Source organism: Zemynaea arenosa, assembly GCF_004614185.1.
Lineage (GTDB): Bacteria > Pseudomonadota > Gammaproteobacteria > Burkholderiales > Burkholderiaceae_D > Telluria > Telluria arenosa.
The window spans coordinates 1-20,444 of sequence record NZ_SPVF01000018.1 but is presented as its reverse complement, the minus strand read 5'-3'; the positions used below and the strand labels follow the sequence as shown (position 1 = coordinate 20,444).

16 protein-coding genes are annotated in these 20,444 nt (G+C 67.4%); 10 read left to right on the top strand and 6 right to left on the bottom strand.

All coding sequences use genetic code 11. The features are described from left to right. Positions 1–127 precede the first annotated feature (127 nt). On the bottom strand, positions 128–631 hold the full coding sequence (locus tag E4L96_RS01525) for a hypothetical protein (protein WP_135205479.1): 504 nt from the start codon (positions 629–631) through the stop codon (positions 128–130). A 231-nt stretch (positions 632–862) separates the two neighbouring features. On the opposite strand from E4L96_RS01525, the gene E4L96_RS01520 reads away from it, so the two are divergent. From E4L96_RS01520 to E4L96_RS01490, 7 genes are all read left to right on the top strand, one after another. After that, entirely contained in the window at positions 863–1,552 is a 690-nt protein-coding gene (locus E4L96_RS01520) for a response regulator transcription factor (protein ID WP_135205478.1), read from the top strand. 87 nt (positions 1,553–1,639) lie between these two features. Continuing rightward, positions 1,640–2,914 (top strand): glutamyl-tRNA reductase, encoded by a 1,275-nt coding sequence (gene hemA / locus E4L96_RS01515; RefSeq protein WP_135205477.1) that lies wholly within the window; start codon positions 1,640–1,642, stop codon positions 2,912–2,914. Between the two features lie 97 nt (positions 2,915–3,011). Beyond that, a complete protein-coding gene (prfA, locus tag E4L96_RS01510) occupies positions 3,012–4,088 on the top strand; it encodes a peptide chain release factor 1 (RefSeq protein ID WP_135205476.1) in 1,077 nt (358 codons plus the stop codon). Between the two features lie 221 nt (positions 4,089–4,309). Further along, entirely contained in the window at positions 4,310–4,792 is a 483-nt protein-coding gene (locus E4L96_RS01505) for a disulfide bond formation protein B (RefSeq protein ID WP_135205475.1), read from the top strand. Next, positions 4,789–5,613 (top strand): peptide chain release factor N(5)-glutamine methyltransferase, encoded by an 825-nt coding sequence (gene prmC / locus E4L96_RS01500; protein WP_135205474.1) that lies wholly within the window; start codon positions 4,789–4,791, stop codon positions 5,611–5,613. The genes E4L96_RS01505 and prmC overlap by 4 nt, the downstream gene beginning before the upstream one ends. A gap of 127 nt (positions 5,614–5,740) precedes the next feature. Beyond that, on the top strand, positions 5,741–7,339 hold the full coding sequence (gene gshA / locus E4L96_RS01495) for a glutamate--cysteine ligase (protein ID WP_135205473.1): 1,599 nt from the start codon (positions 5,741–5,743) through the stop codon (positions 7,337–7,339). After that, positions 7,336–7,815, top strand: coding sequence for a GNAT family N-acetyltransferase (locus tag E4L96_RS01490; RefSeq protein ID WP_135205472.1), 480 nt, complete (start codon positions 7,336–7,338; stop codon positions 7,813–7,815). The genes gshA and E4L96_RS01490 overlap by 4 nt, the downstream gene beginning before the upstream one ends. 273 nt (positions 7,816–8,088) lie before the next feature. Here E4L96_RS01490 and E4L96_RS01485 read toward each other — a convergent pair whose 3' ends face one another. Further along, positions 8,089–9,318: a sensor histidine kinase gene (locus E4L96_RS01485; RefSeq protein WP_135205471.1), complete on the bottom strand. Its 1,230-nt coding sequence runs from the start codon at positions 9,316–9,318 to the stop codon at positions 8,089–8,091. Next, a complete protein-coding gene (locus tag E4L96_RS01480; RefSeq protein WP_135205470.1) occupies positions 9,308–10,867 on the bottom strand; it encodes a sigma-54-dependent transcriptional regulator in 1,560 nt (519 codons plus the stop codon). The genes E4L96_RS01485 and E4L96_RS01480 overlap by 11 nt, the downstream gene beginning before the upstream one ends. A gap of 196 nt (positions 10,868–11,063) precedes the next feature. On the opposite strand from E4L96_RS01480, the gene E4L96_RS01475 reads away from it, so the two are divergent. The 3 genes from E4L96_RS01475 to E4L96_RS01465 are packed head-to-tail and all read left to right on the top strand — an operon-like array spanning position 11,064 to position 15,506. Further along, a complete protein-coding gene (locus E4L96_RS01475) occupies positions 11,064–12,350 on the top strand; it encodes an efflux RND transporter periplasmic adaptor subunit (protein WP_229414180.1) in 1,287 nt (428 codons plus the stop codon). A gap of 37 nt (positions 12,351–12,387) precedes the next feature. Next, positions 12,388–13,068 (top strand): ABC transporter ATP-binding protein, encoded by a 681-nt coding sequence (locus E4L96_RS01470; protein ID WP_135205469.1) that lies wholly within the window; start codon positions 12,388–12,390, stop codon positions 13,066–13,068. A gap of 11 nt (positions 13,069–13,079) precedes the next feature. Next, positions 13,080–15,506 (top strand): FtsX-like permease family protein, encoded by a 2,427-nt coding sequence (locus tag E4L96_RS01465; protein ID WP_135205468.1) that lies wholly within the window; start codon positions 13,080–13,082, stop codon positions 15,504–15,506. A 69-nt stretch (positions 15,507–15,575) separates the two neighbouring features. Here E4L96_RS01465 and E4L96_RS01460 read toward each other — a convergent pair whose 3' ends face one another. The 3 genes from E4L96_RS01460 to E4L96_RS01450 all read right to left on the bottom strand — a co-directional run bounded on the left by E4L96_RS01460 (position 15,576) and on the right by E4L96_RS01450 (position 20,360). Beyond that, the gene (locus E4L96_RS01460; protein ID WP_135205467.1) at positions 15,576–16,040 is read right to left on the bottom strand and encodes an FKBP-type peptidyl-prolyl cis-trans isomerase; all 465 of its coding nucleotides are present in this window, start codon (positions 16,038–16,040) and stop codon (positions 15,576–15,578) included. 130 nt (positions 16,041–16,170) lie between these two features. Beyond that, positions 16,171–18,156: a potassium transporter Kup gene (locus tag E4L96_RS01455; protein WP_229414179.1), complete on the bottom strand. Its 1,986-nt coding sequence runs from the start codon at positions 18,154–18,156 to the stop codon at positions 16,171–16,173. Continuing rightward, positions 18,153–20,360: an HzsA-related protein gene (locus tag E4L96_RS01450; protein ID WP_135205466.1), complete on the bottom strand. Its 2,208-nt coding sequence runs from the start codon at positions 20,358–20,360 to the stop codon at positions 18,153–18,155. Before E4L96_RS01450 ends, E4L96_RS01455 begins: the two co-directional genes overlap by 4 nt. Positions 20,361–20,444 lie beyond the last annotated feature (84 nt).

Sequence of the window (20,444 nt, the reverse complement as noted above, 5' to 3'; positions counted from 1 at the left end):
ACCATGGCGTCCGCGGCTCGACGCCGCAGCTCGGCGGCCCCAGCTCGCCGCCCGCAGTTCGGCGCCCCCAGCTCGCCGCCCGCGTCCTTACAAGCGTGACACGGGCGGGCGGGCGCGGCCCCCGCAGTTACCCGGTCTTTGCAACCAGCAGTTGCCGCGCCACCTCGGCGCATGCCTCCACGTGCTGGTACCCCATCTGCCGGAACACCGCGAAGCCGATCGCCGCCGATGCGATCGAGCCCGCCAGCGGCACCACCTTGGCGGTGGTCTTGGCCGCCAGCTTGGCGCCCGACTTGGCCAGGATCTTGAGCACCAGCTCCTTGGTCACCAGCCGCCCCACCAGCATCCCGCCGACCCCGGCCGCGGCCCGGTAGGCCATCACCCGGATTTCCGGCTGCCAGCGCCCGATCTCCGCCTCGGTCAGCCCGAAGGAGCGGTTGATCTCCTCCACCAACCGCGTGAACAGGGCCACGTCGGAGACCACATCCACGCCCGGGATCGGCACCGCCGACACGCCCGCCGCAAGCGCCGCGCGGCGGCGCACGATGCCCCGGCAGCGCTCGCGCAGCGCAGCCACCTCGGCCTCCGTTTTCGGCACCAGCGTCCAGTTGTCCTTGTTGTCCTTTTGCATCGTTACTCTTCTACAACAGCCCAGCCGATTTACATTCTGACGGCCGCCCGTTCATTGTCAGGGGTGTTTATAGAGTGTACCGTGTAAACATGACACCAGCCTGCACCGCTCGGCCGTGGTTCTAAAGTGTAAATGTTTCATTGCCTGAGTAGCACAGCTTTGTAAATGTCTGTTATATTGAAGTAACTTTTCGGAACATCCCTGTAGGACAGCTCCTACTGTCGACCCCTGATGAAAATCGCCGTCCTCGATCCTGACCGCACCCAGGCGGACCTGATCACTCAGGTCCTGACCCAGGCCGGCCATGTCGTGCAGACTTTCGGCAGCGGCAAGGATCTGCTCGGCCAGCTGCGCAAGGACGCCTGCGACATGCTGGTCATGGACTGGCATGTGCACGACGTGGCGCCGGTGGACATCCTGCGGCGCGCCAAGGAGAAGCTGCCGGAGGGAACTCCGATGATGTTCATCACCAACTCTTCCGGCGAAGACGACATCGTCGCCGGCAAGGACGCGGGCGCCGACGACTACCTCATCAAGCCCCTGCGCCGCGGCGAACTGCTGGTGCGCACGCAAGCCATGCTGCGCCGCGCCTACCCGTCCCAAAACGGCGCCGAGCAGCTGACTTTCGGCCAGTACACCTTCGAGACCCGTCCGGGCCGCCTCTTGATGAGCGGCGTGCCGATCGAGGTCACTCACAAGGAGTTCTACCTCGCGCTGCTGTTCTTCCGGAACATCGGCCGCCCTCTGTCGCGCGCCTACATCCACGAATCGGTGTGGATCCGCGAGACCGTCGTCCCCTCGCGCACCATGGACACCCACGTCTCCCGCGTGCGCAACAAGCTGCAGCTGCGGCCCGAGAACGGCTTCCGGCTGGTGCCCGTGTACAGCTACGGTTACCGCCTGGAAAAGCTCGGCGGCTGAATACCGCTCTGATCCTCCCCCAGTTCCCCCGACGAGCCCCGCGCGCGCCCGCTGTATAATGACGGGTATTCCCGCAGAGCACGTCCCATGCAACTCCTTGCCGTTGGCCTGAACCACAACACCGCCCCTGTCGCGCTGCGCGAGCAGCTCGCGTTCGGCCCGGACCAGATCGGGCAGGCGGTGCAGGCGGCGCGCGCCTGGTTCGGGCAGCTCGGCGCCCGCACGGCGGACGAGGCGGCGATTCTCTCGACCTGCAACCGCACCGAGCTCTATGCGGCCAGCGGTCACGCCAACCCGCTCGACGCCAGCGCCCACTTCCTGGCCGATTACCACAAGCTCAATTTCTCCGAGCTGCGTCCGCACCTGTACATGCTGCCGCAGCACGACGCCGTGCGCCACGCCTTCCGCGTCGCCTCCGGCCTCGATTCGATGGTGCTAGGCGAGGCCCAGATCCTGGGCCAGATGAAGGACGCGGTGCGCATCGCCGAGGAAGCCGGTGGCCTGGGAACCTACCTGCACCAGCTGTTCCAGCGCTCCTTCGCCGTCGCCAAGGAAGTGCGCACCACCACCGAGATCGGCGCGCACAGCGTGTCGATGGCGGCAGCCGCGGTGCGCCTGTCGCAGCGCATCTTCGACAAGATCAGCGACCAGAACGTGCTGTTCATCGGCGCGGGCGAGATGATCGAGCTGTGCGCCACCCACTTCGCGGCCCAGAACCCGAAGTCGATCACGGTGGCCAACCGCACCATGGAGCGCGGCGAGCTGCTGGCCCAGCGCTTCAACGGCCGCGCCATCCGCCTGGCCGCGCTGCCCGAACAGCTGCACAATTTCGACATCGTGGTCTCCTGCACCGCCTCCTCGCTGCCGCTGATCGGCCTCGGTCTGGTCGAACGCGCGGTCAGGCAGCGCAAGCACAAGCCGGTGTTCATGGTGGACCTCGCGGTCCCGCGCGACATCGAGTCCGAAGTCGCGCGCCTGGACGACGTCTTCCTGTACACCGTGGACGATCTGGGCAAGGTGGTCCAGAGCGGCATCGAGCACCGCCAGGCCGCCGTGGCGCAGGCCGAGGCCATCATCGAAACGCGCGTGCAATCCTTCATGCATTGGATCGACGACCGCGCCGTGGTCCCGGTGATCCAGGACCTGCACGAATCCGGCGAGGCCCTGCGCCTGCTGGAACTCGAACGCGCGCGCAAGGCGCTGGCCCGCGGCGACGATCCGCAGGCCGTGCTGGAGGCGCTGTCCAAGGGCCTCACCGCCAAGTTCCTGCATGGCCCGCAGCAGGCGCTGCACCGTGCGCAGGGCGACGAGCGCGCCCGCCTCGCCTCCCTCCTGCCCCAGCTGTTCCGCGGCCGCCGTTAGCGGCGTTTGCGTCGTGCGGGCCGCGCTGTTCGCGCCGCCCCGCTCCTCTGGCTGCCCGCCTGCGGCCCTTGTCTCAACCTGTACTCGTCTCCACGCCATGAAACCATCGATGCTGGCCAAGCTGGACCAACTGGCCAACCGCCTCCACGAACTCGACGAACTGCTGATGTCCCAGGACGCCACGTCCAACATGGACAACTACCGCAAGATGACGCGCGAGCACGCCGAGCTGCAACCGCTGGTCGCGGTCTACCGCCAGTACCAGCAGGCCCAATCGGACATCGAGGAAGCGCAGGCCATGCTGGCCGACCCCGACATGAAGGACTTCGCGCAGGAAGAGATCGAGGCCGCGCGCACCCGCACCGGTGAGCTGGACCTGGAACTGCAGAAGATGCTGCTGCCGAAGGACGCCAACGACGAGCGCAACATTTTCCTGGAGATCCGCGCGGGCACCGGCGGCGACGAATCGGCCCTGTTCGCGGGCGACCTGCTGCGCATGTACACGCGCTACGCGGAGCGCAACCGCTGGCAGGTGGAGATGGTGAGCGAGTCCGCGTCCGACCTGGGCGGCTTCCGCGAGGTGATCGTGCGCGTGATCGGCAAGGGCGCGTACTCGAAGCTCAAGTTCGAATCGGGCGGCCACCGCGTGCAGCGCGTGCCCGCCACCGAGACCCAGGGGCGCATCCACACCTCCGCCTGCACCGTGGCCGTGATGCCGGAGGCGGATGAGGTGGAAGATGTGAACATCAACCCGGCCGACCTGCGCATCGACACCTTCCGCGCGTCCGGCGCGGGCGGGCAGCACATCAACAAGACCGATTCCGCGGTGCGCCTGACTCACCTCCCGACCGGCATCGTGGTCGAGTGCCAGGATGACCGCTCGCAGCACAAGAACAAAGCCCAGGCGCTCAAGGTGCTGGCCGCGCGCATCAAGGACGTGCAGCTGCGCGAGCAGCAGAGCAAGGAGGCGGCCACGCGCAAATCGCTGATCGGGTCCGGCGACCGTTCGGAGCGCATCCGCACCTACAACTTCCCGCAGGGCCGCGTGACCGACCACCGCATCAACCTCACGCTGTACAAGCTCGATTTCATCATGGACGGCGACCTGACGGAGCTCACCAACGCCTTGAGCGCCGAACACCAGGCCGAGCTCCTGGCCGCGCTGGCCGACTGACGGCCAGCCGAACCGCGCTCGCGCGCAGAGCATGCGGTCCCACGCGCGGGCGCTGCGATGTACCCGCGCCGGGAGCGGCGCCGGGGACTGGCCACCATTCCGCGGCCGCAGAGCTGCGCGGCCGAGCCACTCCGCTTTTCGCCGGGAGCATATGGCCGGTTAAGCCACAGCTAACGCCTTGCGCGGTACAATCCGCGCGGGCCCCAACAACCTTTACCGCCATGCCGACCATCCGCACCACGCTGTCCGCCATCGCCGCCATCTGCATCGCCCTGATCGCCGTCGCCGTGTACTTCCAGGAGACGCGCTACATGCTGCCCTGCCCTCTGTGCATCATCCAGCGCTACGCCTACCTGGGCATCGCGCTGTTCGCGGGGATCGGCGCGGCGACCAACAGGCACCTGCGCCTGTGGACCAGCCTCGCCATCATCAGCGCCGGCGCCGGCATCGCGACCGTGGCCAAGCACCTGTACGTGCTGGCGCACCCCGGCTTCAGCTGCGGCATCGACCCGATGGAGACAGCCCTCAACAAGGTCCCCACCGCGACCCTGCTGCCCAAGCTGTTCCGCGCCGATGGCCTGTGCGAGAACGCCACCGAAGCCATCATGGGCCTGTCCGTGCCGCAGTGGTCCGCCGTGTGGTTTGGCATCCTCGCCGTCGCGCTGGTCGCCACGCTGCTGCGTGTGCGCATGAAGGCCGCGTGAACATCTCCGCGGGCGACAGCATCGCAGCGCTGCAGGCGCGCCTGCCGCTCGACCCGCTCGAAAACCGCATTTTGCTCGGCCACGCGCTCGGCCTCACGCGCGTGGGCCTGATCACCCAGTCCGACCGCACGCTCACCGCCGACGAAGCTGCGCGCCTCACGGAGCTGCTGCAGCGCCGCCTGAACGGCGAACCGATCGCCTACATCGTCGGCGAGCGTGAGTTCTATGGCCTGCCCTTCCACGTCACCGACGCGGTGCTGATTCCGCGCCCGGACACCGAACTGCTGGTGGAACTGGCCATCGAACGCCTGCCCGTGCGCGGCCGCGTGCTGGACATGGGCACCGGCAGCGGCGCCATCGCCGTCGCTATCGCCCACGCGCGGCCGGATGCCGTCATCACAGCCCTTGACGTGAGCGCGGCCGCCCTGGAGTTGGCCCGCTCCAACGCCGAGCGCAATCAGGTGCGCGTCGAATTCCTGCGCAGCGACTGGTTCTGCGCGTTGGGCGCGGACCGCCAGTTCGACCTGATCGTCTCCAACCCCCCCTATATCGCCGACGGCGACCCCCACCTCGCCGGGGGCGACCTGCGCTTCGAACCGGTGAGCGCCCTCACCGACCACGCTGACGGCCTGTCCGCCCTGCGCACTATCGCCGCCGGCGCCCGCGCCCACCTGATGCCCGGCGCCTGGCTCCTGATGGAACACGGCTACGACCAATCCGCCGCCGTGCGCGCCCTGCTGGCCCACCATCAATACACCGAAGTCCAGAGCTGGCGCGACCTCCCCGGCATCGAACGCGTGACCGGCGGCCGCTGCGCCTGAACCGGTTTAAGGTTTCCCTTCAGAATTTAGCGCCCGCCGACGCGTGCCCGCGATTTCGGGTAATCTCTGCCCACATAACGATATGACACCGCCGCGTTAAGCGGCTGCAGTAGAAAGGATTTCCCCCGTGTCCGACCAACTCACCCGCCGCCTGGCCCTGCTCGGCGACGAAGCGCATCGCGCGCTCCTGACCCAGGGCCTGCGCGGCGTCGAACGCGAAACCCTGCGCGTCGACCCGACCGGCCACCTGGCACACACGCCGCACCCGGTCGGCACCGGCTCGGCCCTCACCAACGCGCAGATCACCACCGACTACGCCGAAGCGCTGATGGAGTTCATCACCCCGGCCGAAACCGACATCACCCACGTCGTCGCGCGCCTGGATGCGATCCACCGCTTCGTCTACACCAAGCTCGGTTCCGAGATGATCTGGTCGCAGTCCATGCCCTGCCAGCTGCCGTCGGAAGCCGAGATCGAGATCGCCAACTACGGCACCTCCAACATCGGGATGCTCAAGCATGTGTACCGCCGCGGCCTGGCGTTGCGCTACGGGAAAGCCATGCAGTGCATCGCGGGCATCCACTACAACTACTCGCTGCCCGAAAAACTGTGGCCGCTGCTGCTGGCCGCGGACGGTGTCCCGGAAGAGCGCCGCGCGCCGCTGCGCGACATCCAGTCCGAGAGCTACATCGCCACCATCCGCAACTTCCGCCGCTACAGCTGGCTGCTGATGTACTTGTTCGGCGCCTCGCCCGCCCTGTCCAAGGACTTCCTGCGCGGCCGCCAGCACAACCTGCAGCCACTTTCGGACGACACGCTCTACCTGCCGTATGCCACCAGCCTGCGCATGAGCGACCTCGGTTACCAGAACGATGCGCAGGCGGGCCTGACCCCGCACGAGAACTCGCTCGAGTCCTACGTGCGCACGCTGATGGGCGCCGTGAACCGCCCGTATCCGCCCTACGCGGCCCTCGGCACCAAGAAGGATGGCGAGTGGATCCAGCTGAACGCCAACGTGCTGCAGATCGAGAACGAGTACTACTCCACCATCCGTCCGAAGCGCGTGATCAACACCGGCGAGCGCCCGGTGCAGGCGCTGTGCAACCGCGGCGTGCAGTACATCGAAGTGCGCTGCCTGGACGTCGATCCTTTCGAGCCAGTCGGCATCTCGATCGAGACCGGGCGCTTCCTCGACGCCTTCCTCCTGTTCTGTGCCCTCGATGAGAGCCCGTATATCAACGAGATGCAGTCGCAGGTCCACGCCCGCAACTTCCTGCGCACCGTGAAGGAAGGCCGCAACCCGGCCCTGACCCTGACGCGCGGTGAAGAGGAAGTCCCGCTGCGCGAATGGGCGGCCGAGCTGCTGGACCGCATCCGGCCCGTGGCCATGCTGCTGGACCAGGACCGCGACGACGAAGCGCACATGCAGTCGCTGGCCTTCCAGGACGCCAAGGTGGCCGATCCATCCAAGACGCCGTCCGCGCGCGTGCTGGAAGAGATCAAGGCCGCCGGCTCGTTCCAGGCATTCGGCCTGCGCATGACGGAACAGCACGCGGCGCACTTCCGCGACAGCCCCCTGATGCCGGTGGAGCTGGAAGAATTCGAAGAGATGGCCGCAGCCTCGCTGGCCGAGCAAAAAAAGATCGAGGAGTCTGACACGATCAGCTTCGATGAATTCGTGGAACGCTACAACTGCAGCCGCCTGTGCGGGGACGTGCGCGAATGACGGGCGGGACCTCTTCCTTGCAGTGGCAGGTCGCCACCTTTCCCGAACTGTCCAACGCCGAGCTGTATGCCGTGCTGGCTGCGCGCCAGCAGGTGTTCGTGCTGGAGCAGCAGTGCTTCTACAATGACTTCGACGGGCTGGATCAGGTGGCGCACCACCTGATCGCGTGGCAGGAGGGCGAAGGCTATCGCGAGATCGCCGCCTACCTGCGCGTGCTGCCGCCGGGCGCCAAGTACGACGAGAAGTCGATCGGCCGCGTGCTGACGACGCAGGCCGCGCGCGGCAGCGGCATCGGGCGCGAACTGATGGCGCGCGGCGTGGCCCTGGCCGACGAGCTGTATCCCTCGTACGCCAACCGCATCGGCGCCCAGGCCTACCTCGAACAGTTCTACGCCAGCTTCGGCTTCGCCACCATCACCGCCCCCTACGACGAAGACGGCATCCTCCACGTCGACATGCTGCGTCCCGCGCCGTAAGCGCAGCGCGCCGCCGCACACCTCAGTACCTCACCTGCGGGGTCAGGCCTCACGGCCCTCTTGGTGCCTGACCCCTCACCACGCTCCACAACCGGTTGCGTTACATTCCTTGGCACGCTGATCAGTCAATCATCCGTCAACCGCGGGAGTTGCGGCAAACGTCAAATAGCTCGGGGTCAGGCCTGCGTCTCCCCAGGTGCCTGACCCCATGCCGGTGTGCCGAGGCCTGACCCCGGTGGCGCCGGGCGCTCGCGGGGTCGTCTCAACGAGAGGTCAAAAGGTGATGACGAAGCGGGCGCCGCGGGAGGCGGGGCGGGCGTAGCGGACGGTGCCGCCGTTGGCGTGAACCAGGTGGCGCACCATCGCCAGGCCGATGCCGGTGCCGTGCTTCTTGGTGCTGAAGAAGGGGGTGAAGATTTGCGTCGACAGTTCGTCCGGCACGCCCGGCCCGTTGTCGGTGACTTCGATGCGCAGGCGGGTGCCGCGTGCCAGGCGAGCCCTCACGGAGGCCTGCGGATGGAGCAGATCGGCCGTCGCTTCGGCGGAATTCTTCAGCAGGTTGATGAGGGCCTGCTCCAGCTGGCCCGGGTCCGCGCGCAGCTCCAGCGTGGACGGATCCGACTGGAACGTCACGGCACCGCCGCGCGCCCGCCAGCCCTCGCCCACCAGCGCTTCCACCCGCGCGAACACGTCCGCCATGCGCATCAATTCCGGCCGCGGTTGCGGAAGGTTGGCGAGGCTGCGGTAGCTGCCGACGAACGCCACCAGGCTGTCGGCGCGGCGGCCGATAGCGTCCATCGCCGTCGCCAGGTCCTGCACCGCATCGTGCGGCGCCTGCCCGCGCAACTCATCCAGCAAGTCGAATGCCGTATGCGACAGCGAGGCTACCGGCGTGAGCGAATTCATGATCTCGTGCGTGAGCACGTGCACCAGCTGCTGCCACGCCTTCAGCGCTTCCGCTTCCAGCTCGCTCTCGACCGGCATCAGGGCCACCAGCCGCGTGGTCTCGCCGCGCAGCGTAAGCTGGGACACGGCTGCCAGCGCGCGCTCGTCACCGCGTTCGGTCTGGAAAGCGATCATGGTGCGCGAATCGACGGGCAGCCCGCGCAAGCGGGCGAACAGTGCGGCGGGATCGGTGGCGCGTCCCGGCGCCACCAGTCGGCGCGCGTTGGTGTTGGCAGCATGGACCACGTCTGCGGTCTTCTGCTCGATGCGGAACAGCGCAATCGGCGCGTATTCCAGCCGCGCCTCCAGCAGCAAGGCCTGGTCCAGCAAGGCTTGCTGATCGGCCGTCAGCGGCAGGACCTCGGGACCGAAATTCGTCTGCACCTTGCGCAGGCTTTGCAGGTCATGCCCGATGAGAAGCAGCAGCGCCAGCGCGATGCAGGCCGCCAGCACCGCGATGCGCGGCGAGTCCAGGTGAGCGCCGCCGAGGACGCCCATCAGCGCCATCCACACGGCGCTGACGGCGATGCGCACCTTGGTGCGCTCTTCAGAGCCCATGCTTCTCGAGTTTGCGGTACAGCGCCGCGCGCGAAAGGCCCAGCAAACGCGCGGCCTGGCTGATGTTCCCGTTGGCCTGCGCCAGCGCGGCCGCGATGGTCTCGCGCTCCACCGCATCGAGGCGCAGCATGTCCGCGCCCGCAGGCCGCACAGCATCGCCGTCACCGGTTGCAGGACCAGTGCCATGCCCGCCCACGGACCGCAAGGCTTCCCCGCCCATGACCGCAGGGCCGGCGCCGTGCCCGCCAGCGGGCCGCAGTGCGTCTCCGCCACTGGCAGTGGAGCTGGTGCCGTATCCTCCCGTCCCGTGCGCAGCCGCGTCGCCGTCGGTCTCACCGGTAGCCCCGCCGAGCCGCCGCGTATCGCCCCCCGTTGCCGTGCTGTGTACCGGTCCCACGCCAAAGTCCTCGTAGCGGTAGCTGTCCTGCATGCCGAGGATGACCGCGCGCTCGCACGCGTGCCGCAACGCGCGCACGTTGCCCGGCCACGCGTAGGCGCGCAGCTGTTCGATGGCCGCGCCGTCGATACTGCGCGGCGCCTTGCCATACTGGCTCTCATAAAACGCAATGTAATGCCGCAGCAGCGGCTCGATATCAGCCCGGCGCGCCCGCAACGGCGGCACGCGGATCACGATGGTATTCAACCGGAACAGCAGGTCCGGCCGGAACACGGAGGCGTCGAACAAGCGCGCCTCTTCCAGATTGGTCGCGCTGACGATGCGCACATCGATCGGCTCCGCGCGGTCCGCGCCGATCGGCGTGACTTCGCGCCGCTCCAGCACCGTGAGCAGCTTGGCCTGCGCTGCCAGCGGCAAATTCCCGATCTCGTCGAGGAACAGCGTGCCTCCGCGCGCCGCCTGGAAGCGTCCCGCGCGCGCCTCCTTCGCATCCGTGAACGCCCCGCGCCGGTGGCCAAACAGCTCGCTCTCCACCGTCGTCTCGGGCAGCGCCCCCATGTCCACCGCCAGGAACTGCCCGTGCGCGCGCCGCGACGCCTGGTGCACCGCGCGCGCCACCAGCTCCTTGCCCACACCGTTCTCGCCGAGGATCATGACGTTGGCCTCCGTCGGCCCCACGCTTTCGATCATGGCCTTCACCTCACGCATCGCGGCCGAGTCGCCCATCAGGTCCGCCGTCGCCGAGCTGCCGCCCGGACGCGGAGCGCGGCGGGCCAGCGCCGCCTCCACCGCCGCCACCAGCCGCGAGTTCTCCCACGGCTTGGTGATGAAGTCCCCTGCGCCGAGCTTCAGGGCCTCCACCGCCAGCGGCACATCCGCATACGCCGTCATCGCGATGACCTCCGGCGGCTGCGGCTGCGCGCGCAGCCAGGCCAGCATCTCCAGCCCTTCGCGCCCATCGGTGCGCCCGGGCGTGAAGTTGAAATCGAGGAGCACCACAGCCGGCATATGCATACCCGCCAGTTCGCGCGCGGTTGCGGCGTCGTGGGCGGTAAGCGCCTTGCCGAAACGGCGGCGCAGCAGCAGCTGCGCCGCGCAGGCCACGTCGATGTCGTCGTCGAGTATGAGGATGGTGCCGGCGTCGCTGGCCATGAGGGGGAAAGGGTGGCAAAAAGTCGAGCCATTCTAGCAGCGGGCTTTTGCAAAAAACACCTGTTCGAAAGCGGACACCTGCAACTGTCCACTACCGGACAAGCGCGCGTCAAAACAGGCCAAAAACAGCGGATTTAACGCTGGCACGCTGCTTGCACTGTACGAGTCATTCGTTCAACACCAGAAAAACCCGAACATGGACCGTATTCCTCCCCACCTCGCCCAACCCGGCTCCGGCATGGACACCGTGGTGCCGAAAAAGCGCGGCAAGCTCGCGCTGAAGATTGGCGCCGGCGTGCTCGCTGTGCTGCTGGGTGCGGGCGCCGTCTGGTACTTTGTCCCCCACGGCCTGCAGGTCGAGCAGCGCGACGTCCGCATCGCCACCGTCACCCGCGGCATCTTCAACGACGACATCGTGGTGCGCGCCACCGCCGAGCCGCTCAACTCCTTCATCCTCGATTCGATCGAATCGGGCCGGGTTGAAGAGGTGGTGGTCAAGGACGGCGCCATGGTCAGGAAGGGCGACCTGCTGTTCCGCATGTCCAACACGCAGCGCAACCTGGACCTGCTGCAGCGCCAGGGCGAACGCGCGCAGCAGATCTCCAACCTGCAGAACCTGCGCGTGGCGCAGGAAGCCAGCCGCACCGATCACGAACGCCGCCTCGACGACCTGGTGTTCGCGCGGGACCAGGCCAGGAAGGCCTACGAGCGCAACCTGAAATTGTCGTCCCAGGGCTTCATCTCCTCCGTGGCGCTGGAGGAATCGCACGACAAGCTGGCGCAGGCCGAACGCGCTGTCGAGACGGAGCGCAAGAGCGCCGACCTGGAAAAGCGCGTGCAGCACGAGGCGCTGGTTCAGATGGACACCGCCATCGCCGGCCTGGAACGCGGCCTGCGCATCGTCACCGCCACCGTGGACGCCCTGGCCTTCCGCGCGCCCGCCGACGGCAAGCTGACCGGCTTCCGCCTCAAGGTTGGCGAGACCGTGCGCCCGGATCAGCACATCGGCCGCATCGACGACCCGTCCGCATTCAAGCTGACGGCGGACGTGGACGAGTTCTACCTGAACCGCGTCTCGGTTGGCCGCCATGGCCGGGTGACCGCGCAGGACGGAAAGGCCTATGACGTCGACGTCTCCACCATCTACCCGCAGATCAAGGACGGCCGTTTCACCATGGAGATGATCTTCACGCACGGCCAGCCCCAAGGCCTGAATCCAGGCCAGAGCATGGATGCGCAAGTGACGCTCGGCCAGCCAGCGCAGGCTCTGCTGCTGCCGAATGCGGCCTTCGTCAACGACACCGGCGGCTCGTGGGTCTTTGTGCTGGACCGCCGCGGCCACGCCGAAAAGCGCCCGGTGCGCATCGGCCGCCGCTCCAACAGCCAGATCGAAGTGCTCTCCGGGCTGAACGCCGGGGACAAGGTCATCGTCTCCAGCTACGCGCAGTTCGGCAAGGCCGAGACCCTGCAGCTCTCCAACTAATCATCGAACGAACAACTCCAACACGAAGGGAACCATCATGCTCAAACTGAATGGCGTCAGCAAAGTCCACCAGGCCGGCGAAGTCCAGACCCGCGCGCTCGACGGCATCGACCTCGAAATCGGCGCCGGTGAATACGTGGCCATCACCGGGCCATCCGGCTGCGGCAAATCGACCCTGCTGTCGCTGCTGGGCCTGCTGGACGTGCCGACCGAAGGTGAATACTGGTTCGAGGGGAAGAACATCGCCGGCTGGAGCGAATCGAAGCTCAATGAACTGCGGCGCGGCCGCATCGGCTTCATCTTCCAGAGCTTCAACCTGATCGAAGAGCTGTCCGTCTACGAGAACGTCGACCTGGCGCTCGAATACAACGGCACTCCGGCCCGGGAACGCAAGGAACGCGTGACCGCGATGCTGAACCGCCTGGGCATCGGCCACCGCGCCGGGCACCGCCCATCCCAGCTGTCCGGAGGCCAGCAGCAGCGCGTGGCGATCGCCCGCGCCCTGGTCGCCGGCCCCGCCGTGCTGCTTGCCGACGAACCGACCGGTAACCTGGACACCGCACATGGCGATGAGGTCATGCGGATCCTGCGCACCATCAATGCCGAAGGCACGACCGTGGTCATGGTCACCCACTCGCCGGCCCACGCCGCACAGGCCTCGCGCACGCTGCACCTGCTCGATGGCCGCATCGTGGTCGACGCGCTGCAGGCCGCGTAAGGAGACATCAAATGCTCAACTTGCGTGACTTCCGGATTGGCTGGCGCCTCCTGATCAAGGAACCGGCCTACTCCGCCGTGGTGATCCTGGGCCTGGCGATCGGTTTTGCCGTGTGCTTCCTGCTGCTCGGCTTCGTGCGCCACTCGTTCTCCTACGACCAGCACGTACCGGACCACGACCGCATCTTCCTCGTCAAGCAGCGCTGGAACACCGTGGGTTCGTCCGGCGAATGGGGACAGCAGATCAGCCTTCCGGGCCGCGACGCCATCGTGGCGAGCGGCGTGCCGCTGCTGGCCACCACTGCCATCAGCCACGAGACCGACGTACTGGTCGACGGCCATGTGCAGACCATCGAGATCACGACGGTCGATCCGGCCTTCCAGCAGATCTTCCAGCCCAAGGTGCTGTCAGGGGACCTCAAGACCACCCTGCTCAAGCCGGACAACATCGCCCTGACCCGCGAGACCGCGACGCGCCTGTTCAACTCCATCAACGTGGCCGGGCAGTCGGTGCGCATCGCCGGCAAGCCGTACCTGATCGGCGCCGTGCTGGAAGACCCGCCCGCCGCCACGGTGCAGCCTTACGCCGCACTGGCCGGCATCAAGACCGCGATCTGGGACCAGGAATACCGCCACCTGGTGGAGACCAACTGGGGCTCCTCGCACGGCCCGGTGTACGTCAAGTTCACCGGAACGCCGCAGCCCGGCCCAGTGCAGGATGCGATCCTGCGCGCGATGCTCAACTCCGCCTTCTACAAGCGCATGAGCCCCCAGCAGGTCGCGGCCCTGAACGGCCAGAATGCACTGGATTTCGCGCTGATGCCGCTGGCCGATGTCTATCTCGATCCGGACGTGCGCAACAATGGCGGCAGCGGCGACATCCCGCACGGTGACCGCAAGAGCGTCCTCGGTCTGGCCGCGGTCGCGGTGCTGATCCTGCTGCTGGCCGCCACCAACTATGTCAACCTCGCCACGGTGCGCACCCTGCGCCGCCAGCGCGAGATCGCAGTGCGCAAGGTGATCGGTGCCAGCGCGGGGCAAGTAAGCCGCCAGTTCCTGGCCGAGTCCATCCTCGTGTGCCTGATCGCCACTGCCATCGGCCTGCTGCTCGCGTGGCTGCTGCTGCCCGTGTTCGGGGACCTCGTGCAGCGCAAGTTCGACCACATGTTCGATGTGCCCGCCCTGCTGATCAGCCTTGCGCTGGGCGTGAGCATCGGCCTGGCCTCGGGCGCCTACCCGACGTGGTCGGCGCTCAAGGTGCGCCCGACCTCCGCCCTGCAGGGCCGCGGCAATGCCGAGACCACGGGCGGTCTGTGGATGCGCCGCGTACTGACGGTGCTGCAGTTCGGGACCGCGATGGGGCTCACCGGCCTGACCCTGTCCGTGGCGTGGCAGACCCAGTACGCCAGTTCGCTCGACCCGGGCTTCGACGCCAGCTCGCTGCTGGTCGTGGAAGCGCCGGACGACATGCGCAAGGCGAACACCAGCGCCTTCCGCGATGCCGTCAAGCGCATCCCGGGCGTGACCGGGGTGGCACTGTCGGATGCTCCCGTCACCCGGAACCACAACAGCACCGCCCTGCAGCGCGAGGGAGGCAACTCCACCGAGATCCATTACCTGCTGGTGGACCCGGACTTCTTCGATGTGTATGGCCTCAAGCCCGTATCCGGCCGCCTGTACAACCGGTCCATGGACAAGATCGAGGATGACAACAAGATCGTCATCAACGAAGCCGGGATCAAGGCACTGGGCTTTGCCAGCGCGCAGGAGGCCACCGGCAAGTTCGTGCATTTCCCGATGACCGACAGTAAGAGCCCGCCGATGCAAGTGGTGGGCGTGGCGCCGGACATCCGCCACCGCAGCGCGCGCGAGACGATGCAGCCGACCGTGTACTTCCTGGAGAACCGCACCGCGGTACTGAGCGTGCGCGCGCCGGGGCACATGGAGGAGGTGCAGCATGCGATCGAGGAGATGTGGCCGCGCTTCTTCCCGAACGCGGTGCTGGACATCAAGCGCATGCCCGCGCTCTTTTCGCGCAACTATGACGAAGACCGGCGCCTGGCCAAGCTGCTGGCGTCTTCGAGCCTGATCGCGATTGCGATCGCGGCCTTCGGTATCTACGTGCTGTCGGCCTACAGCGTGCAGCGCCGCACCCGCGAGATCGTGCTGCGCAAGCTGTATGGCGCGGGCGGCGCAGACATCGGCAAGCTGGTGGCGCGCGAGTTCATGGCGCTGATCGGAATCGGGGCCTTGATCGGCCTCCCCGTGGCGTGGCTGGCGACGCAGCGCTACCTGTCCTCGTTCACGGAAAAGGCGCCGATCGGCCTGTGGACTGTGGCCTTCGCGCTCGGCGTAGCGCTGCTGGTGGCGCTGGTGTCGACCTTGCGGCACACCTTCAGCGCGATGCGGATCACGCCGGTGCTGGCCTTGCGCGACTGAGGCTGCGCACACGCTGGACGCAAAAAAGCCAGCCCGCAGGCTGGCTTTTCTTGTTGCGCGCCGGGTGGCTTACTTCACCGAAGTCAGCTCGACTTCGAACACCAGGCCTGCGTTGCCCGGGATCGACGGGGCGCGGCCGGCGGCGCCATAACCGAGGCTGGACGGGATCAGGATGGTGCGCTTGCCGCCCACCTTCATGCCGACCAGGCCCTGGTCGAAGCCTTTGATCAGGCTATTGTTCCCGACCACGAACGCGTTCGCGCCTGCGATGGTGCCGGTATCGAACTGCGTACCTTTCAAGTCCGTGGCCTTGTCGTTGTACAGCCAGCCCGTGTACTTCACCTCGACGGTCTTGCCATTGACGGCTTCCGCGCCAGTGCCGACGGTGATGTCGGTCGTCTTGAGAGCCGTCGGGTTGCCGGAGTAGATCAGCGACGGATTGCTGCTGCCGCCGGAGTCACCACCACCGCCGCCGCAACCGGCCAGCGAAAGAGCCGCCACAAAGGCAGCAGCGAGGAAAGGCTTGAAGTTCATGAGACGGACACCTGTCAGGTTATAAAGACGCGGAAGTGTACCAGCATGCCGCGCGCGCGGTCTGCCCGCCGGTGTCCAAAATTTGTCTTACATTTGTGACCAAATGTGCCGATGCATACGCGGCGACGCTTCAGATCTCGACCTGCGTTCCCAGCTCGATCACGCGGTTGGACGGGATCTGGAAGTAGTCGGCTGCCGCGCGGGCGTTGCGGGTCATGACCACGAACAGGTGCTCGCGCCACTGCGCCATGCCGCGTTCCGGCGTCGAGATCACGGTCTGGCGGGCGATGAAGAAGGAGGTCTCCATCATCTCGAACGCCAGCCCCTGCTCGCCGCAACGGTCCATCGCCTTCGGAATATTCGGCTCTTCCTTGAAGCCGTAATAGACGTTGACCTGGTAGCACTCGTGGCCGAGCGGCGTGATCTTCACCCGGTCGCGGTCCGCCACGAAGGGCTGCTCCAGGATATGCACGGTCAGGAACACCACGCGCTCGTGCAGCACCTTGTTGTGCAGGAGATTGTGCAGCAGCGCGTGCGGCACGCCGTCGGTCTCACCGCGCATGAAGATCGCGGTCCCCGCCACACGCTGCGGCGGCGCCACGAACACCGACTGCAGGAAGTCGTCCAGCGGGATCGCATGCTTCTCCAGGTTCTCGAACACCAGCGCGCGTCCGGTGCGCCAGGTCAGCATGATGGTGAATAGAACAATCCCCAGCAGCAGCGGGAACCAGCCGCCGTGGAACAGCTTGAGGGCACTGGCCGAGAACAGCGCCACGTCCATGATGAAGAAAAAGCCGGTGGCGCCGAAGCACAGGATCAGCGGCAGCTTCCAGCGGTAGCGGGTGACGAAGAAGGTGAGGATGGTGGTCGCGCCCATGGTCGCGGTCACGGCGATGCCGTAGGCGCCGGCCAGCTTGTCCGAGGAACCGAAGCCCGTCACCGCGCCCAGCACCACCAGCAGCTGCGCCCAGCACACGGCCGGGATGTAGATCTGGCCGATCTCGGTTGCGGAGGTGTGCAGCACCCGCATGCGCGGCAGCATGCCCAGGTTGATGGCCTGCTTGGTCATCGAGAACGCGCCGGAGATGGTGGCCTGCGACGCAATCACCGCGGCGAGGGTCGACAAGATCACCAGCGGGTACACGCTCCACTCGCCCAGCTGGTGGAAGAACGGATTCTCGATCGCCTGCGGGCGCATGATCAGCAGCGCCCCCTGGCCAAAGTAGTTGAGCACCAGCGCCGGCGCCACCACGAAGCCCCAGGCCGCGCGGATCGGCTTCTTGCCAAAGTGGCCCATGTCGGCATACAGCGCCTCGGCGCCGGTGAAGGCCAGCACCACGGCGCCCAGCGCGACGAAGGCGATGAAGCCATTCGACGCCAGGAAGCGCACGGCATGGATTGGATTCAGGGCCTGCAGGATAGCCGGTTCGGCCACGATGTTGATGATGCCCATCGCCGCCAGCGCGGCAAACCACACCATCATGATCGGACCGAAGAATTTGCCGATGCCCGCAGTCCCACGCTTCTGCAGCCAGTACAGCGCAATCAGCACGACGACTGAAATCGGCACCACGTAGCGCCCGAGGCCAGGAGCGGCCACTTCCAGGCCCTCGATCGCGCCCAGCACCGAAATGGCAGGGGTGATCACACTGTCGCCGTAAAACATGGTGGCGCCGAACACGCCGATCATCAGCAGCACGCCGTGCCAGCGCGAACGTGTGGTGACGGAATTGAGGGCCAGCGCCATCAAGGCCATGATCCCGCCCTCGCCGCGGTTGTCCGCCCGCAGGACCAGCGTCACGTACTTGAGCGAGACGATCATCATCAGGCCCCAGAAGATCAGCGAGATGGCGCCCAGCAGATTGAAGGAATTGAGCGGCAGGCCGTGGGTGGGGTCGAAGATGGTCTTGAGCGTGTACAGGGGGCTGGTGCCGATGTCGCCGTAGACGATGCCCACGGCGGCCAGGGTCAGCGCGCCCAGGCCGGCCTTGTGGTGGGTGTGGAGGTCAACCGGGGTCGGGAAGGTGTCGGTGGCGGCGGTCGTGGTGCCGTCCGGCGTTGCCATGTTGGCGGCGCTGTTGACTACGTCGTTGGTTGCGTTGGTGTGATCGGTCATGGGTTCAAATTGTTTTTCCAATAGCGCAGCAGCTGGCGCAGCGCCTCCGGCTTGTTGACCGGGGGCGGCAGGCCCGCCTGGGTCACGCTGTTGACGCCATGGCAGGAGGCGCAGGTGCGCATCTCGCCCGGCTGGAACGTGATCCAGTTGCGCTCCCGGACGATGGCCGTGCCGCGCGGGTCGGTGGTCTGCCACGTCAGCGCGCGCCGGGCCGGGACGAAGGCCGCCGTCGAGCCGTCCGCCGCGATCCGTACGCTGCCCGGCGGACCCGCCGGATTGGGCGGATTCGGGACTTTCGCTATGTCGCGCAGCGGTTCGGCCAGCACGCGCCGGCCCGGCCGGTCCGGGTAGGCCCGCAGCTGCTCGGCTTCAAACAGCTGGAAGTGGGCGATATCGTACACCCTTCCGCCGGAAGCACCGTTCGCGAGTGTCTGGACACCGCCGGGCACGCGCAGATTGTAGGGCTGCTGGCGGTCGGCCCGGTCGCGCGTGGTCTGGTCGCGGGTGACGACCAGCGCCAGCTCGCGGCGGGTCAGCCAGGCGCGCAGCGCGGCTTCGTCCACGCCCTCCTCGGCCAGCACGGCGCGTTCCGGCGCTTCCAGCGGACCTTCGTGGCGGTCGGGCGCGCGGCGCGGGCGGACTTCGACGGCTTCCAGCTCCCACAGGTCGCCACTGTATGCCTGCATGCCGGACGGGCTTGGCCAGCGGACCGACTTGCGCAGGCCGGAAGTCAGGGGTGCGCCCGCGCGGTAGCGGCCCGTGGCCGCATCCCGCTCCAGCCGCACCAGGCGCAAGCCATCGAGCGTGCCGCCCTGGTCGACCGGGCCGATGCTGCGCGTGTGGCTGGCGATCAGCGCACCGTCCGACAACGGCAGCGGGTTGCGGAAGCGGCCGCCCTGGTACAGGTCAGACGGCGAAGGCTCGGTGACGGAGGTCAGCGTCATCTGCTCGCCGTTGAGCTGCGGCGCCCCGGTCAGCCGCACGATCTGGGCGGTGGTGAAGGAGCCGGATTCGCGCGCGGCGGTGCCGAAGTAGGTGCCGGGCTGGCGCGGATCTTCCCGCAGGTGGAACAGGCCGCCCTCGCGCCGGATCGATAGCTGGTTGGCGTGCAGGGTGTCCAGCGTGCGGCTGGTGAGCGCCGGGTCGTTCTTGAAGCTCGGGGTCAGGTAGCCGAAGGAGAGTTCGTGCTGGCCGACGTGGTTCAGGGTCTCCTCGCCGGTGCCGTCCTGGTTGATGGTCCAGGCGGTGAAGAAGTTGGTGGCGAAGGCGCTCACATCCCCGTACGGACCCGTGCTGCCCGCGCGCGATTCAGGGAACGGCTCGTCACGCGACGTGGTCGCCGGGTCGCTGGCCGCTTCCCCCGCGTAGTTGAAGGATTTGAACGGCAGCGCCACGCCATTGTGCTGGGCGTCGCGGTCGCGCTGCGCCAGCTGGTCCTGCTGCTGATGGTCCCAGCGGGTGAACACGATGCGGCCGTAGCTGTCCACGATGGGCGAGAAAGCGCCACTGGGCGTGTGCGTCAGGAGCCGCAGCTGGCCGCTGGCCGGGTCCAGGCTCCAGATGCCGGTGGTGGTGGGCGTGGCCTCGTATTCGTCCAGCTGCGGATACAGGTGGGCTTCGCCGCCGCGCGGGCGGTCGGAGGTGAACAGGATGCGCCCATCGCTGGCGTACAGCGGGGAGACATTGTTGTAGCCCGCCGGCTGGGTGGGCACGCGCACTATGCGCGCCTTGTCCTTCGGCCCGAGGCCGGTCACTTCGTAGATCTGCCAGGTGCCACCCGAGGCGCCGACCAGCATCGAGAACACCGCCTTCCCGCCGCTCCAGTCGACCGCCGGCTCGCGCACGGCGATGGACCTGCCATCCTGCAGGCCGGCGTGGCCGAAGCCCGCCTCGCGGGTCAGGTTGCGCAGGCGGCCATCCGGGTAGCGCAACCACAGGTCGCCGCCGCGCGGCACGCGCTGTACGCCGGTCAGGTGATTGGCAAAGGCGGACAGGCGGCCCGCCATGTCTGTATGGACTGGGACCTGGGTGACGAACAGGATCGGATAGCTAACCGGGGCCTCGGCCACCGTCTGCGCGGCCGTCGCCGCGGCGGTGGTGGCTGGCGCAGGCGCCGGGACAGAGACCTGGGCCGGCGGGTCGGACTGCCCGCTACACCCGGCCAGTGCGGCGGCGAGGAGACAGGCGAATCGGTGCGGCGTCATGGCCGCTAGTGTAGCCGAGTGCCGCCCAGCAGCCCAGAATCGGCCCTGGGCGGGGCTGCCGGGCGGACAGCGGCTCCGGTCAGG

Bases quoted from the DNA above. Each gene is read 5' to 3' on its own strand.
- E4L96_RS01525 (WP_135205479.1), bottom strand. From the start codon at position 631: ATGCAAAAGGACAACAAGGACAACTGGACGCTGGTGCCGAAAACGGAG.
- E4L96_RS01520 (WP_135205478.1), top strand. From the start codon at position 863: ATGAAAATCGCCGTCCTCGATCCTGACCGCACCCAGGCGGACCTGATC.
- hemA (WP_135205477.1), top strand. From the start codon at position 1,640: ATGCAACTCCTTGCCGTTGGCCTGAACCACAACACCGCCCCTGTCGCG.
- prfA (WP_135205476.1), top strand. From the start codon at position 3,012: ATGAAACCATCGATGCTGGCCAAGCTGGACCAACTGGCCAACCGCCTC.
- E4L96_RS01505 (WP_135205475.1), top strand. From the start codon at position 4,310: ATGCCGACCATCCGCACCACGCTGTCCGCCATCGCCGCCATCTGCATC.
- E4L96_RS01490 (WP_135205472.1), top strand. From the start codon at position 7,336: ATGACGGGCGGGACCTCTTCCTTGCAGTGGCAGGTCGCCACCTTTCCC.
- E4L96_RS01485 (WP_135205471.1), bottom strand. From the start codon at position 9,318: ATGGGCTCTGAAGAGCGCACCAAGGTGCGCATCGCCGTCAGCGCCGTG.
- E4L96_RS01480 (WP_135205470.1), bottom strand. From the start codon at position 10,867: ATGGCCAGCGACGCCGGCACCATCCTCATACTCGACGACGACATCGAC.
- E4L96_RS01475 (WP_229414180.1), top strand. From the start codon at position 11,064: ATGGACCGTATTCCTCCCCACCTCGCCCAACCCGGCTCCGGCATGGAC.
- E4L96_RS01470 (WP_135205469.1), top strand. From the start codon at position 12,388: ATGCTCAAACTGAATGGCGTCAGCAAAGTCCACCAGGCCGGCGAAGTC.
- E4L96_RS01465 (WP_135205468.1), top strand. From the start codon at position 13,080: ATGCTCAACTTGCGTGACTTCCGGATTGGCTGGCGCCTCCTGATCAAG.
- E4L96_RS01460 (WP_135205467.1), bottom strand. From the start codon at position 16,040: ATGAACTTCAAGCCTTTCCTCGCTGCTGCCTTTGTGGCGGCTCTTTCG.
- E4L96_RS01455 (WP_229414179.1), bottom strand. From the start codon at position 18,156: ATGACCGATCACACCAACGCAACCAACGACGTAGTCAACAGCGCCGCC.
- E4L96_RS01450 (WP_135205466.1), bottom strand. From the start codon at position 20,360: ATGACGCCGCACCGATTCGCCTGTCTCCTCGCCGCCGCACTGGCCGGG.